The following is a 13,881-nucleotide window of genomic DNA, read 5'->3' on the forward strand; positions in this document are numbered from 1 at the left end:
AAGTCCCCGTGCCGTGCTGCTCTGCGTTTCGTTGAATTTTATAAGGCATGCAAAAGCTTGCATAGGGTTAAGGCATTGGCCAGCCGTTTCTGTGGTTTTCTTTGGAAAGCTTGGGGTAAGACGGTCGACAGGAAGGGGGCGAATTGGCTAGGGTTTGAGCTGTATTTCAATCATAAACCGGTCCGCTGCCATGAAAATTTCGCTTTTGTCTTCGCTGCCTGGGGTTGCCATGACCCTGGCTCTGTCTGTCAGCCCGCTGGCGCTTGCCGCTCAAACTGCGCCGGAAAATGCCGCCGCGCTTTGTGCCGAGACGGCTGGTGTGCCAAATGCCGGGGTGCCGGTCAGCCCTGAAGCACAGGACGTGCTGGAGGCCGCCCTGGCCGAAGCCACGCCTCATTGCGAGCAGGCACTGTCCGAAGGCAGCGAGGATCCGGTCGTTTTGTTCCATATCGGCGCGATCCGGCAGGCCGATGGCGATCATGAAGAGGCGGTTGCAGCCTTTGAAGCCGCCGCCGCCGCCGGTCTTGCCGCCGCGAATACCAAGCTGGGGGACTATCATCTCTTTGGAATCGGTCCGTTGCGGCGCGATGCCGATACGGCGGCGGAATATTTCGCTGCTGCCGCCGAAGGGGGCGATCCGGCCGGGCAAATGACGCTCGGGCTGTTGCATCGGATCGGGGCAGGTGTGCCCCGCGATACGGGCCGTATGGTGGAACTGATGCGCGCCGCGGCGGATGGCGGCTATCACTTCGCCCAGTACCGGATTGGCCAGACCTATCTGACCGGCGACGGCATTCCGGGTGGCGAGGATGAGTCGCTCGGCATCCCCAACCGGGACGAGGCAGCGCGTTACCTGTCCATGGCCGCCGAGCAGGGCAATATCGAGGCGGTGCTGGACCTGGCACGCATCTACTCGGAACTCGATGGCCCCGGCACCGGCGACGCAGACCAGCAGTTCCGCTGGACCGAACGCGCGGTCGAGGCGGGGTTGCCCGATGCCATAGCGGCGCTTGGCTTCCTTTATGAGCGTGGGCGCGGGGTTGAGGCCGATCCGGAACAGGCGGCGGCGCTCTATGTGCAGGCGCTGGAAACCGGCGACGTGGATATTGACGACCTACGCGGGCGGATCGGCGGTTACACCCCGCCCTGGGATCGCGCCACCGCAATGGCCTTCCAGGTGATCCTGCGGGAGCGTGGGCTGTATCAGGGCGCGATTGACGGCCAGATCGGCCCGATGTCGCGGGCGGCAGCGGCAGCGTTGGACGATTAACGGCTGATCTCGACGCTCTGGCGCAATTCGCCGCTGTCGCGGTCGAAAATCAGGATGCGGTCGTCATCGGTCACGACCGCATACCATCCCTCTCCCATGGTGATCGCACTGGCGCGCACGCCCTCGGGCAATATCACCTGATCGGGCAGGCTGACACCATCGCCACCCGGGAAACGGGTGACAAAGGTGATCACGACCGCTATCAGCCCGACAATCATCACCACCGTCAGGACCGTCACGAGGATGCGCAGCACCCTCAGGTTCAGCGGGTCCTTGTCGTCTTCTGTCATCGGAGCGTCCTGCATGTCCGGCCTTTCGTCCAAGATCGTCTCGGTCCGTATCGGCCCGGACCCTGCGCCGCGCCTTGATAAGGCACTGGCCCGCGATGTGCCAGAGGACGCGTCGCTGAGCCGGTCGCGGCTGGCGAAACTGATCGCGGACGGCATGGTGCGCGTGAACGGCACGGTGGTGACGGATGCCAAGGCGAAGCTGGTCGAGGATGATCTGGTCGAGATCACGGTCGAAGAGGCCGCCGATGTGGCGACGTTGCCAGAGGATATCCCGCTGGAGATCCTATATGAGGACGACGACCTGATCGTGGTGAACAAGCCCGTGGGTATGGTGGTCCACCCCGCCCCCGGCACGCCATCGGGTACTCTGGTCAATGCGCTGCTGCATCATTTCGGTGGCAATCTCTCTGGTGTGGGCGGCGAAAAACGCCCCGGCATCGTGCACCGGATCGACAAGGATACGTCTGGCCTGCTGGTCGTGGCGAAATCCGACCGCGCCCATCACGGGCTGGCGGCGCAGTTCGAGAAACACACGGTCGACCGGCACTATCTGGCGCTGTGCCATGGCGAACCCGATGCATCCGACCCCCGGTTGCGCGGAGTGCGGGGCACGAGTTTCGAGATGGGCGGGATCCTCAAGATCACCACGCAGCTCGCGCGTCACAAGACCGACCGGCAGCGGCAGGCGGTGCTGTTTTCCGGCGGCCGCCACGCGGTCACGCGGGCGCGGGTGGAGGAAGGCTTCGGCGCAGTGGCCCTGATCAACTGCTGGCTGGAAACCGGCCGCACCCATCAGATCCGGGTGCATCTCGCCCATGCGGGCCACGCGCTCATTGGCGACCAGACCTATGGCGGGCGGCGCAAGGTGGCCCCGAAGGTGATGGGCGAGGCGCTGGCGGCGGAGCTCAACAACTTTCCCCGGCAGGCGCTGCACGCCGCAACGCTTGGTTTTGTCCACCCGGTCAGCGGCGAGCATCTGAGCTTCGAGGCGCCTCTGCCCGAGGATATGGCGACGCTTCTTGAAAAACTTCGCGAAACTGCCCGCTAAACTGTGCGCAAATGCACGTGAAAACCCTGTAACATGCGTTGCGGTGCGTGAGCCTCACGGGGTAATGTCGTCAGGAATTCGTGGACAGGCCTCTTGAATGGCTTTGTTTACGTTCCCATCTTGAATTTAAGTTAATCAGATTTACATCTGAGGATGTCGAACAGGAGATCCGAAAACATGAGCAGTTATGCAAATCTCCCGGCGCCGTCGCCGGAACAGGGCCTGAACCGCTACCTGCAGGAAATCCGCAAGTTTCCGATGCTGGAGCCGGAGCAGGAATATATGCTCGCCAAACGGTGGGTGGACCACGAAGACACCGAGGCCGCCCATCAGATGGTGACGTCGCACCTGCGTCTGGCCGCCAAGATCGCCATGGGCTATCGCGGCTATGGTCTGCCGCAGGCCGAGGTGATTTCCGAGGCCAATGTGGGTCTGATGCAGGCGGTGAAGCGGTTCGACCCCGAAAAGGGCTTCCGTCTGGCAACCTACGCGATGTGGTGGATCCGCGCCTCGATCCAGGAATATATCCTGCGGTCCTGGTCTCTGGTGAAGCTTGGCACGACAAGCGCGCAGAAGAAGCTGTTCTTCAACCTGCGCAAGGCCAAGGCCCGCATCGGCGCGCTGGAAGACGGTGACCTGCGGCCCGAACATGTTGAGCGGATCGCCCATGATCTGGGCGTGACCGAAACCGAGGTGGTTTCCATGAACCGGCGACTGTCCGGCGGCGATGCCTCGCTCAATGCTATGATCGGCACCGAGGGCGACAGCGCGACCCAGTGGCAGGACTGGCTGGAGGACGAGGATGCCGACCAGGCCGGTGACTATGCCGAGCGGGATGAGATGCAGCACCGCCTCGCCCTGATGGAAGAGGCGATGGAGGTCCTGAACGAGCGTGAGCGGGATATCCTGACGCAACGTCGCCTGCAGGATCAACCGGTGACGCTGGAAGATCTGTCGAGTGTCTACGATGTCAGCCGCGAACGTATCCGCCAGATCGAGGTACGCGCCTTTGAAAAGCTGCAAAAACGGATGCGCGACTTGGCGCGGGAACAGGGTGTTCTTGAAACGGCCTGAGGAAAACTCCAGTCAATCAGTGACGGCCCGCCTTTTCGGCGGGCCTTTTTTGTGGTCTTGTTCGCGCTAACAGGGAGATGACCGATATGACTGATCCGATCCGTTGGGGCGTGCTTGGCGCCGCGAATTTCGCCCGGACCACAATGGCACCGGCCATCCATGATGCCGAAAACGCGGTTTTCGCTGCGCTGGCCAGTTCCAGCCCGGAAAAAGCGGCTGGATTTGCCGCGTTGGCCCCTGGGCTGCACATTCATGACAGCTATGACGCGTTGCTTGCGGATCCTGACATCGACGCGGTCTATATCCCGCTGCCCAATGCCCTGCATGTGGACTGGACGGAAAAGGCCGCCCGCGCGGGAAAGCATGTGCTGACGGAAAAGCCCATTGCGATGAAGCTGGACGAAATCGACCGGCTGATCGCGCTGCGCGATGAAACCGGGATCTTGATCGCCGAGGCCTATATGATCCCCCATCACCCGCAATGGCAGATGGTGCGCGATCTGGTGCAGGGCGGGGAGATCGGCGAATTGCTGCATATCGACGGGTATTTCACCTTCCGCCTGACCGATACCGGCAATATCCGCATGCGGCCCGAAACCGGTGGCGGCGTGACCCGCGATATCGGGGTCTATACGCTCGGGTCGGCCCGGTTGGTCACGGGACAGGAGCCCGAAAACGTGCAATCCCGTTTCGGCTGGCAGAACGGCGTCGATGTGTCGGCCCGGATCTGGGCCAATTTCGGCGGTGCGACCTGTTCCATCTACATGAGCATGGAAGCCCCCAATCGGCAGGTGGTCACCTATCACGGCACCGGCGGCTTCATAGAGCTTGTGGCCCCGTTCAATCCCGTCGTGCATCGGGAAGCGTCGGTCCGCATCGTGCGTGCGGATGGAGAGGAACGCCTGCACCGTTTCCCGTCCGCCCGGCAATATGTGAATCAGGTGGAAGCTTTCGGGCGCACGATCCGCGAGGGGGCCGATTACCCGGTGCCGCTGGAGTTTTCCCGGGGCACACAAGCCGCGCTGGAGGCCGCCTTCGCAGGTGAGATGGCGTAGGATCTCAGCCTCAGCCATGGTTGTTTTGGACTCAAACGAAAATTCCCCCTAGTCTCTTGGTGAATTCAGACCGATTGGGGGAGTTCGTTTTGTCTGAACCGATTAAATCCATAACCATTGTCGGCGGCGGTACAGCGGGTTGGATGGCCGCGCTGATCCTGCAAAGCAACTTCGGCGACCTGACCCGACCCGACGCGAAGATGAGGATCACCCTGATCGAGTCGCCCAATGTCCCGACCGTGGGCGTGGGCGAAGCGACCGTCCCCAACATGCTGCGCACCCTGCGCATGGCGGGCATTTCCGAACAAGATTTCTTCAAGACCTGCAATGCCTCGTTCAAACTTGGGGTATTGTTTGCCAACTGGAACGTGGATCGGAACGGCAAGCAGATCGACTACGTCAATCCCTTTGCCCATCCGCAGGTGATCGCGGGGGTCGATCTGGCGGATTACTACCTGCAATACGGGGCAGGGAAGCGCGATTTCATCCAGTGTTTCTCGCCTGCGGTCGCCTTGGGTGAGGCGTTCAAGGGGCCGCGTCCCCTGGGTGAAAAGGCGTATGCCATGCCCGTCGGTCACGCCTATCACCTCGATGCCGGGCGCTTCGCCAACATGATCCGCGACATCTGCAAGTCCCGGGGTGTGCAGCATATCGAGGAAGATGTGGTGCATGTGGAGCAGGACGAAAACGGCTATGTCAGCGCGCTGCAACTGGCCGAGACCGGGCGGCACGAGACCGAGCTTGTCATCGACTGCACCGGCTTCAAGGGGCTGATCATCAACGAGGTGATGAAAGAGCCCTTCATTTCCTATTCCAACTTCCTCGCCAATGACCGGGCGATGGCGGTGCAGATCCCGCATTCCGACCCGACGAAGATCCCGTCGCTGACCCGCAGCTATGCGCTTGGGGCCGGGTGGGTCTGGCGGGTGCCGCTCTATAACCGGATCGGGACGGGCTATGTCTATTCCTCGGCGCATCGCACGGATGAAGAAGCGCGGGACGAGTTCATCGCGCATCTGGGCGACACCTGGAACGGGGTGGAGCCACGCGTCATTCCGATGCGGGTCGGGCGCAACCGCAATGCCTGGGTCAAGAACGTTGTCGCCGTGGGTCTGTCGGGCGGCTTCATCGAGCCGCTTGAATCGACCGCCATCCACATGATCGACATGTCGATCCGCTGGCTGGCGAGCTACTTCCCCGACAAGAGCTACCCGGAGCCCCTGCGGGATCGCTACAACAAGCTGACCAGCAAGCTCTATGACGAGGTGCGGGATTTCATCTGCCTGCACTACGCGCTCGGCAACCGGACCGACAGCCAGTACTGGATCGACGCGCGCGAAGAGCTGGAGGTGCCCGACCGGCTGGCCGAGAACCTGGAGCTGTGGCGTTACGCCGTGCCGGGACCGCTCGACCTGGAAACCGAGGTTCTGTTCAGCTACGCGACCTATCAGGCGGTTCTGCTCGGCAAGCAGGTCTACAACACCGATTACCCGGCGCCATCGTTCCGCAGGAATGGAAACCTGCCGGCTAATTTGTGGCAGGGCTATCTGCAAAAGGCCGAGGCGACCTTCGGGCAGGTCGTGACCAAGATGGCAGACCATCACACGCTGATCCGGGAATTGCGTGGCGAGCTGCCCAAGCCGAAACCCGCCCCGCAGTTTGCGCTGAACCAGCCGACCGTCGGCCTGCCCGGTGCGCCGCCGCCGCGAGTGCCGATTGGCAACCCAAAGCCGGCACCCGCCCCGGCCCGGGCCGCGAACGACGACGAGGATGGATCGGTCAGCCTGCTCTAGCGGCACATAGGCGGTCTCTGATATCCTCTGCCTGCCTCAGTCAGGAATGGACCAAGGACATGGCCGGAGGATGGGCGCGCGACGGCGCGGTGTCGGAACAGATCGAAGCCTCGATCGAGGACGAGTTGAAGCGCATGCAGGCCCGCGCGCAGCCGCAGGGCGAAAGCCTGACTCATTGTGCGGAATGCGAAGAGGACATCCCGGAGAAGCGTCGCATGGCCATTCCGGGCGTCAAGCTCTGCATCGACTGTCAGCAGGAGCGGGACGGGGCCCATAGGGCGCGCGGCGGGATCAACCGGCGGGGATCGAAAAACAGCCAGTTGAAATAGGCGGTGGAAGGATCTTTGAAGATCCTTGAAAAATTCTTGCAAGAGTTTTCCCGCCGCCCGGCCTACCCGTTTGCGATCGGTTTAGACGGGCGCGACAGCTGCACGGACAGGGGCTGGCTCGGTCTCGAATGAGTGGGGCATTCCTACCGGTGGTGCGTCAGCGCCTGCCAGAGCGGTTTGATATCAAGTGCCGCCACCGCAATCCCAAGCGGGATCATCCAGAACCCGAGCACCGGCAGGAAGCCGAACACGCCCCCGACGATCAGCAGCAGACCAAGCACCAACCGCAACCCAGGTGGCACATTGGCCCGTATCCAGACCAGCCCCCGCTTCATCCGCATGCGGATCGCGGCCCATTTGCTTTGCATGTCGCTCACAGTGATGCGGTCTCCAGCCTCAGGATATTTTGCGGGCCGGAGCTGCCTCCGTGGTAGAGCCCGCCGGTATCAGTCCATCCCCCGGAAAGATAGGCGTTATGGGCCCGCGTATTGCGGCAATTGACGGTGAGGTAATAGAGTGCCTGCCCCGGATAGCGCCCCGCCAAATAGCCGGGCAAGGCCGCCAATAGCGCGCGGCCAAAACCCCGGCCCTGATATTGCGCGCCGATCAGCAGCCCGCGCAGGCCCCAGCCATGGGGCTCGGCGAAGTCGTGACTTGGCGCATAGTCCCGGTCGATCTTGAAAAAGCCGACCACCTCCGAACTTTCTCGCACCACATGAAAATCACGCGTGGGCAGGGGGTCTTTCACCATGTCGCCGATGGCCCCCACGAAATCTGCCTGACCGGGACCGAGGGCAAGGTGCAATACCTCATCCACCCGGTCCCACGGCAGGTCGGCGATGGTGATCACCCCTCCATCGCCTCCAACTCGTCGATGAAGCTTTCGATCATGGACAGGCCCTTGTCCCAGAAAGCCGGGTCGCTGGCATCAAGGCCAAAGGGTGCGAGCAGTTCCTTGTGATGCTTCGATCCGCCTGCCTTCAGCATGTCGAAATACTTCTCCTGGAAGTCGTCGCCGCCTTCCTCGTAAACCGCGTAAAGCGCGTTCACGAGGCCATCGCCGAAAGCATAGGCATAGACGTAGAAGGGCGAATGCACGAAATGGGGGATATAGGCCCAGAAGGTTTCATACCCATCCATGAAGTTGAAGACCGGCCCCAGGCTTTCGGCCTGCACGGACATCCACAGCGCGTTGATGTCATCCGGCGTCAGTTCGCTTTCCGCGCGGGCGGCGTGCAGTTTGCACTCGAAGTCATAGAAAGCGATCTGGCGCACGACGGTGTTGATCATGTCCTCGACCTTGCCCGCCAGCATCACCTTGCGTTCGGCGTCATTCTTTGCCTGCCCCAGCATCTTGCGGAAGGTCAGCATCTCGCCAAAGACGGACGCGGTTTCCGCCAGCGTCAGCGGGGTGGAGGACAGCAATTCGCCCTGACCGGCGGCCAGCCGCTGATGGACCCCATGGCCAAGCTCATGCGCCAGCGTCATCACATCGCGCGGTTTGCCGAGATAGTTCAGCATCACGTAAGGGTGGGCGTCCGCGACAGTCGGGTGTGCGAAGGCGCCGGGTGCCTTGCCCTCTTTCACGGCGGCGTCGATCCAGCCATCGGTGAAGAAGGGTTCTGCCAGTTCCGCCATTCGCGGGTCGAAATCCGCATAGGCCTCTGACACCACTTTCCGCGCTTCCTCCCAATGCACCAGCCGGTCATCTTCCATCGGCAGCGGTGCGTTGCGGTCCCAGACTTCCAGCGTGTCGAGGCCAAGCCACTTTGCCTTGAGCGCATAGTAGCGATGCGAGAGGCGGGGGTAGGCGGCGACAACCGCGTTTCGCAACGCCTCCACCACTTCGGGCTCCACATGGTTGGCCAGGTGTCGGCCCATCTGGGGCGAGGGCAGATTGCGCCAGCGGTCCTCGATTTCCTTTTCCTTGGCCAGCGTGTTGTGGACGCGGGCAAAGAGCCCGATCCGTTCACCAAAAGTTGCAGCCAGCGCCCGCGCACCCGCTTCGCGCTTGTCGCGGTTCTGGTCGGTCAGCAGGTTCAGCGTGGCCTCGATGCCAAGCTCTTCGCCGTCCACGTCGAATGTCAGCCCGGCAATGGTTTCGTCAAAGAGCTTGTTCCACGCAGCCGCCCCAACCATCGACTGATCGTGGAGGAATTTTTCCAACTCGTCCGACAGCTGGTAGGGCTTCATCGCGCGCATCCGGTCGAAGATGGGGCGATAGCGGGCCAGATCGGCATTGGCGGCCATCAGCCCCTCGAAATGCGCATCCTCCAGCCGGTTGAACTCCAGCCCCCAGAAAACCAGCGAGGTGGTTGCGATCGTAATCGCCTCCTGCATGTTCGACATGAACTGCGCGCGTTCCGGGTCGGTGGTGTGCTGGTAATAGCGCAGGCCGGCGAAGGACATCAGCCGCCCGGCAATCAGGTCGATCTTTTCATAGCGCTGCACGGCCTCCAGCATCTGGTCTGCCGTCAGCTCGGCCAGCTTGCCTTCATAGTCCGAAGCAAAGGCGGCGCATTCCCCGGCCAGCCATTCCTTGTCCCGGTCAATCTCGGGTGCGTCGGTGGCGGGGTAGAGGTCGCTCAGGTCCCATTCCGGCAGGTCCCCCAGATTATCGGCCCCTCCACCGGCATTGGCATCGCGGAGAATGGGATCGGGATCGGTGGGGATACGGAACATCAAGATACCTCTTTGGACATTGGTTCCCATCGATATGCGGTTTGATGCGCGCTTTGGCAATGGCCGCTTCTTGCCTTGCGAGGAGTATTGATGCTTAATGGACTTAGTGGCAGGCAATCAGGCGCGCGGACCTATCTCACGATATCTAACGGGAGGTTTTCTATGCGGAGTATTCTTATTTGTGCCCTCGTTTCCACATCACTACTGACGGCCTGCGACAGCGGACCTAGTGGAGATTCAAGCATCTTCCAGGTGCGGAGTTTTGAAACTGGGCGCAGACAGGTCGGTGAGATCACCGTCGAGAATTCCACCTACGATGTGTTTGATATTGATTTCCAGTATGACGACCGTCAGGAAACCCGCCGCTATGTCATTGTTGGCAGCACCCGGGTTCAGTGCACGGATGAAGACTGCCAGCAGGCTGTCGAGGAATATCTGCGCAACGAACGCCGGGGCGAAGAAGACCACGGGTATTGATCTAGAGGTCGACGGGCTCATCTACCGGATCGGCGAATTCGCTGTTCGGCTCAGTAACACGGCGGCGGATGATGATATCGCCATTGGGCAGCCGTTCGGGCAGTTCGTACATTGCGACGTCGTCAATCAACGCGCCAAGCTCTGCGATCATGGGCAATAGATGCTCATCCACGAAAGGCCGCATCTCCTCGGCCAGGCCTTCAAGGATCAGCCGCGAGCCCTCTGACAGCAGCCCCCAGCCTTCGCGCAGATTGCTGTCTTCACCGGTGTCCTGCGCGGTGGCAGGGCTGGCGAAGGCAAGGATCAGGGCAAAGGGAATGACGTGTTTCATGCCCCATAAGATAAGCGCGAATGGCCCCGGTTTGAAGGGGTCAGCCGCTGACGGGAGCGGGAAATGGCCCATTCAGTTCCATCGTGACCGGGAAGTGATCCGAGGCCAGCAGCAGCGCCCGTTGCAGGGTCTCATCGCGCCAGCAGGCCGGGTCTTCGAACGGGTGCCAGATGCGCCAGTTTCCGCTGAAAGGGCGCAGGACCGGGCTGACCATGATGTAGTCGAGCAGCGCCGTCAGGAAGCGATCCTCATCCCGAATATAGAACCGCGCTGTGGTGGGTTGTGCCCCGAGCCGCGATTGCAACGCCTGCTCCGCATGCGGATCATACAACTGGTCCTCAAGGTCCAGATCGGTGCCCAGTACGATTTCCAGCCCCGACCGGCCAAAGAGCCGCTCAAATTCATCCAGACCCGGACCATCGTTGAAATCACCAGCCACGATCAGCGGATCCCCCATGTCCAGGTGATGGTCCACCCGTTCCCGCAGCCAGATACATTGCGCCAGTTGCTTGCGCCGGTTGGCGATGGCCAGACGCATCATCTCATCGCGGTTGCGCGCGCCATGGGGCGCCTTGGACTTGGCGTGCACCCCGATCAGCCGGAACGTGCCTTCATCGCTGTCGATCAGCGCCTCAAGCGGCGGTTTGGAGAAGGTCACCAGATCCTCGGTGGCGTCGATATCCAGGTCGATGCGGTAGGTTCCGTCAAAGCGGGGGGCGATGCGGGACCCTTTCTTGCCCGTTTCCTCACCGATCGGATCATGGACGGCACTCAAAACATCAGGATCGTAAAGCAGCATGATTTCCTGCTGCGTGTGGTTCTCGAAGCCGATCAGCGCTTTGCGCGCGCGGATGCCAGCGTAGGCGGCGAAGCCCTCAAGGGCGAGACTGCCATTGCGCTGACGTGAGCTGTCGGGCGCTTCGATGACCAGAACGACATCGGCATCCAGACGTTTGAACACGAAGGCCAGGGCGGCAAGCTGCTCGCCCCGCGTGACATCCTGACGGCCGGACCACTGCCCGTCCTCCAGCAACTTCCCCTCGTCATCGAAGAGATTGGAAAACCATTCCACGTTATAGGTGGCGATGCGCATGGAGGTCAGCTCCCGTGGTGGGCTTCGATCTCTTCCCAGGCCTTGTTGATGGCAATAAGCCGGGTCTGGGCCAGTTGCACGGCCTCTTCCGGCACCCCGCGCGCCATCATCCGGTCGGGATGGGTTTCGACCACCAGCCGTCGCCAGACCTTGCGGATTTCTGCCAGCGACATGGCCGGGTCTACCCCCAGAACCGTGTAGGGGTCGGGATCCGCATCCGGCACGTTGCGGGCGCGCAGGGCCGCGAATTCGCGTTTGGACATGCCGAAGATCTCGGCCACCCGTTCAAGGAAGGCATCCTCGGCGGGGTGATATTCGCCATCGGCCACGGCGATGTGAAACAACCCGTCCATCAGGTCCGTCAGCACAGCGCTGTCGGCTTCGAACATTGTGGCGATCTTGCGGGCGTAGTCCTCGAACCCGGCCACATCCTCTCGTGCCAGATTGAAGACGCGCGCTGCCGATCTCTCATCGGCCTGCGGAATGGCGAAGACCTCGCGGAAGGCGGTCACCTCGTTGCGGGTGACCAGGCCATCGGCCTTGGCCATCTTCGCGCCAAGGGCAATCACGGCAATCGCGAAGCCGACGGTCAGTTCCGGCGGCTTGCGCAGCTTGTCGAACATGGCGCCAAGCCCTTCACCGGAGGTGAGGGCCGCTAGCGCGTCACTGATACGGGACCATAGGGACATGGGGGGCTTTTACCCCGACGGGCCGGGAATGTCAGAGGAATTTCTGCATCAGCACAAGATCGTGCCACCGGTCGAATTTTCGTCCCACCTGCAGCAGGCGAGCGCTGTGGGCATAGCCAAGCGCGCTGTGAAAGGCGAGCCCGGCACTGTTTTCACCAGAGATGCCTGCAAAAAGCGAATGCACCCCGGCCTTGCGGGCATGGTCTTCCAAAGCGGCCATAAGGTCGCGCCCCAGCCCCCGACCCTGGGCCGAGGGCGTGATATGTACAGAATGTTCCATCGTATGGACGTAGCCCGGCCCGCCCCGGAACTGGAAATAGGTGGCAAATCCCACAACGGTACCCGCGTCTTCGGCCACCCAATAGGGCTGTGAAGCCATCGCTCCCGCAATTGCCGAGGGTTGCTTTTCCTCAGTGGTAAAGGTGGCCACCGTATCGCGAATGATATGGTTCCAGATCGCCGCAATGGCTGGCGCGTCAGCAGGTCGGGCGGTGCGGATCACAGGCGGATGGTTCCCTTCGGACCGGTCAACTCGACCGAAAGTGCCGGGGCAGGGCCGGTCACAATAGACAGGCGCGGATCGGTGATCATGGGGGCCAGTGCGGCGCTAAGGGCCGCGGCCTCGGGGTGGGTCAGGATAAGCCCGGTCATGCGAATACCGTGATCGGGCAGGCGCGGGGCCGGGTGGGCGCTGCCCTGCCATTCGATCATCGCGGGGAAGCAGTTGTTGAAGGGCAGTTTGCCATCGGTCGGCACCGCCATGCGCCAGCGCAGGTCGCCCCGCTCCAGCTCCCACGGCACGCCTGCGCCTTCGGGGGCTGCGGCCAGCGCGGCCTCCAGGTCGGGGCAGCGGCAAATCCAGTTGGTCATTCGGGGCGCGCCCGCGAATCTGTCGATGTCAAACCAGCGCGGCTGGTCGGGGCCCGGGGCGGCGGGGTTGATCGCGATGACCTCCAGATATTCCTCCGGCCCGAGCGAGAGCAGACGGTTATGCGTGCCCATGGCGGCATGTTCGCCTCCCGGGGCAAGCTCCACCCCCAAAGCGGTCTCGACATGGGCAACGCCTTCGGCAAGGCTGTCGCAGGAAATGGCCAGATGGTCGAATGTCAGCATGAGTTTTTCCGCCTAGCGCCTATCTTGCGACGCAGGAAACCCCGCCTGTGGGCGAAGTGCAAGAGAAACACCGCGATGGACCTGACCGCCCAGAAAGCCGCCCTCCGCAAGAAAGCCTTCACAGCCCGCGCCGAAGCCTTTGAGCGCGCGTCGGTATCTGACGCCAATGTCGCGCTGCTGGCTGAAATCGGTCCGGCCGAGGGCAAGGTGATCGCCGCCTATATGGCCATGCGGACCGAGCTGGACCCGACGCTCGCCATGCGCGCGCTGGCGGAAGCAAACCGGATCTGCGTGCCGGTGATCGAAGCAAATGGCCAGCCGCTCAGGTTCCGCGAATGGCGCCCCGGCTGTCGGATGGTCGACGGCCCCTTCGGCGCTCGGGTGCCGGAAAATGGCGACTGGCTGGAACCAGAGATCGTCGTCGCGCCTCTGGTGGCCTTTGACCGGGGCTGCAACCGGTTGGGCTATGGTGGCGGGTTCTATGACCGGACGCTGGAAGGGCTGCGTGCCAAGCGTCCGACACGGGCCATAGGCTTTGCCTATGCAGCGCAGGAGCTGGAGGGGCTGGTGGTGGAACCCACCGATCAGCTGCTTGATGCGGTGGTGACCGAGGCGGGCGTGTTCCGGCCCTGACGAG

17 protein-coding genes are annotated in these 13,881 nt (G+C 62.3%); 8 read left to right on the plus strand and 9 right to left on the minus strand.

Annotated elements, in window-relative coordinates; all coding sequences use genetic code 11:
• Positions 1–229 precede the first annotated feature (229 nt).
• Positions 230–1,270: a tetratricopeptide repeat protein gene (locus tag ACOOEX_RS04340; RefSeq protein ID WP_420397288.1), complete on the plus strand. Its 1,041-nt coding sequence runs from the start codon at positions 230–232 to the stop codon at positions 1,268–1,270.
• Here ACOOEX_RS04340 and ACOOEX_RS04345 read toward each other — a convergent pair.
• Positions 1,267–1,560, minus strand: a complete 294-nt coding sequence (locus ACOOEX_RS04345) for a DUF6476 family protein (RefSeq protein ID WP_420397289.1) — start codon at positions 1,558–1,560, stop codon at positions 1,267–1,269. The two genes, ACOOEX_RS04340 and ACOOEX_RS04345, sit on opposite strands and share 4 nt — an antisense overlap.
• Before the next feature lie 13 nt (positions 1,561–1,573).
• Between ACOOEX_RS04345 and ACOOEX_RS04350 the strand changes: the two genes are divergently transcribed.
• The 5 genes from ACOOEX_RS04350 to ACOOEX_RS04370 all read left to right on the plus strand — a co-directional run bounded on the left by ACOOEX_RS04350 (position 1,574) and on the right by ACOOEX_RS04370 (position 6,859).
• Complete coding sequence (locus ACOOEX_RS04350; protein WP_420397290.1) at positions 1,574–2,608, plus strand: RluA family pseudouridine synthase; 1,035 nt, start codon at positions 1,574–1,576, stop codon at positions 2,606–2,608.
• A 177-nt stretch (positions 2,609–2,785) separates the two neighbouring features.
• Complete coding sequence (gene rpoH / locus ACOOEX_RS04355; protein ID WP_127557356.1) at positions 2,786–3,682, plus strand: RNA polymerase sigma factor RpoH; 897 nt, start codon at positions 2,786–2,788, stop codon at positions 3,680–3,682.
• Positions 3,683–3,768: 86 nt separating this feature from the next.
• Positions 3,769–4,737 carry a Gfo/Idh/MocA family protein gene (locus tag ACOOEX_RS04360; protein WP_420397291.1) on the plus strand — a complete coding sequence of 323 codons (969 nt, stop codon included), beginning with the start codon at positions 3,769–3,771 and terminating at the stop codon, positions 4,735–4,737.
• Between the two features lie 89 nt (positions 4,738–4,826).
• Positions 4,827–6,530 carry a tryptophan halogenase family protein gene (locus ACOOEX_RS04365; RefSeq protein ID WP_420397292.1) on the plus strand — a complete coding sequence of 568 codons (1,704 nt, stop codon included), beginning with the start codon at positions 4,827–4,829 and terminating at the stop codon, positions 6,528–6,530.
• Between the two features lie 59 nt (positions 6,531–6,589).
• Complete coding sequence (locus ACOOEX_RS04370) at positions 6,590–6,859, plus strand: DksA/TraR family C4-type zinc finger protein (RefSeq protein ID WP_420397293.1); 270 nt, start codon at positions 6,590–6,592, stop codon at positions 6,857–6,859.
• 143 nt (positions 6,860–7,002) lie between these two features.
• Here the strand turns inward: ACOOEX_RS04370 and ACOOEX_RS04375 are convergent, their stop codons facing one another.
• The 3 genes from ACOOEX_RS04375 to ACOOEX_RS04385 are packed head-to-tail and all read right to left on the minus strand — an operon-like array spanning position 7,003 to position 9,541.
• Positions 7,003–7,227, minus strand: a complete 225-nt coding sequence (locus ACOOEX_RS04375; protein WP_420398321.1) for a hypothetical protein — start codon at positions 7,225–7,227, stop codon at positions 7,003–7,005.
• 5 nt (positions 7,228–7,232) lie between these two features.
• Positions 7,233–7,709: a GNAT family N-acetyltransferase gene (locus ACOOEX_RS04380; RefSeq protein ID WP_420397294.1), complete on the minus strand. Its 477-nt coding sequence runs from the start codon at positions 7,707–7,709 to the stop codon at positions 7,233–7,235.
• Complete coding sequence (locus ACOOEX_RS04385; protein WP_420397295.1) at positions 7,706–9,541, minus strand: M3 family oligoendopeptidase; 1,836 nt, start codon at positions 9,539–9,541, stop codon at positions 7,706–7,708. Before ACOOEX_RS04385 ends, ACOOEX_RS04380 begins: the two co-directional genes overlap by 4 nt.
• Positions 9,542–9,703: 162 nt before the next feature.
• Here ACOOEX_RS04385 and ACOOEX_RS04390 point away from each other — a divergent pair, with 162 nt between their 5' ends.
• Positions 9,704–10,018, plus strand: a complete 315-nt coding sequence (locus ACOOEX_RS04390) for a hypothetical protein (protein WP_420397296.1) — start codon at positions 9,704–9,706, stop codon at positions 10,016–10,018.
• Between the two features lies 1 nt (position 10,019).
• Here ACOOEX_RS04390 and ACOOEX_RS04395 read toward each other — a convergent pair whose 3' ends face one another.
• The 5 genes from ACOOEX_RS04395 to ACOOEX_RS04415 are packed head-to-tail and all read right to left on the minus strand — an operon-like array spanning position 10,020 to position 13,244.
• Entirely contained in the window at positions 10,020–10,349 is a 330-nt protein-coding gene (locus tag ACOOEX_RS04395; RefSeq protein ID WP_420397297.1) for an AAA+ family ATPase, read from the minus strand.
• A gap of 40 nt (positions 10,350–10,389) precedes the next feature.
• Positions 10,390–11,442: an endonuclease/exonuclease/phosphatase family protein gene (locus ACOOEX_RS04400; protein WP_420397298.1), complete on the minus strand. Its 1,053-nt coding sequence runs from the start codon at positions 11,440–11,442 to the stop codon at positions 10,390–10,392.
• A 5-nt stretch (positions 11,443–11,447) separates the two neighbouring features.
• Positions 11,448–12,131 carry a TerB family tellurite resistance protein gene (locus tag ACOOEX_RS04405; protein ID WP_420397299.1) on the minus strand — a complete coding sequence of 228 codons (684 nt, stop codon included), beginning with the start codon at positions 12,129–12,131 and terminating at the stop codon, positions 11,448–11,450.
• Positions 12,132–12,162: 31 nt separating this feature from the next.
• Positions 12,163–12,633, minus strand: a complete 471-nt coding sequence (locus tag ACOOEX_RS04410; RefSeq protein WP_420397300.1) for a GNAT family N-acetyltransferase — start codon at positions 12,631–12,633, stop codon at positions 12,163–12,165.
• Positions 12,630–13,244, minus strand: a complete 615-nt coding sequence (locus ACOOEX_RS04415; RefSeq protein ID WP_420397301.1) for a VOC family protein — start codon at positions 13,242–13,244, stop codon at positions 12,630–12,632. Before ACOOEX_RS04415 ends, ACOOEX_RS04410 begins: the two co-directional genes overlap by 4 nt.
• 75 nt (positions 13,245–13,319) lie before the next feature.
• Between ACOOEX_RS04415 and ACOOEX_RS04420 the strand changes: the two genes are divergently transcribed.
• On the plus strand, positions 13,320–13,877 hold the full coding sequence (locus ACOOEX_RS04420; protein ID WP_420397302.1) for a 5-formyltetrahydrofolate cyclo-ligase: 558 nt from the start codon (positions 13,320–13,322) through the stop codon (positions 13,875–13,877).
• Positions 13,878–13,881 lie beyond the last annotated feature (4 nt).

The sequence above is a fragment of the Nioella sp. genome (assembly GCF_965215655.1).
In the GTDB taxonomy this organism is placed as follows: Bacteria; Pseudomonadota; Alphaproteobacteria; order Rhodobacterales; family Rhodobacteraceae; genus Nioella.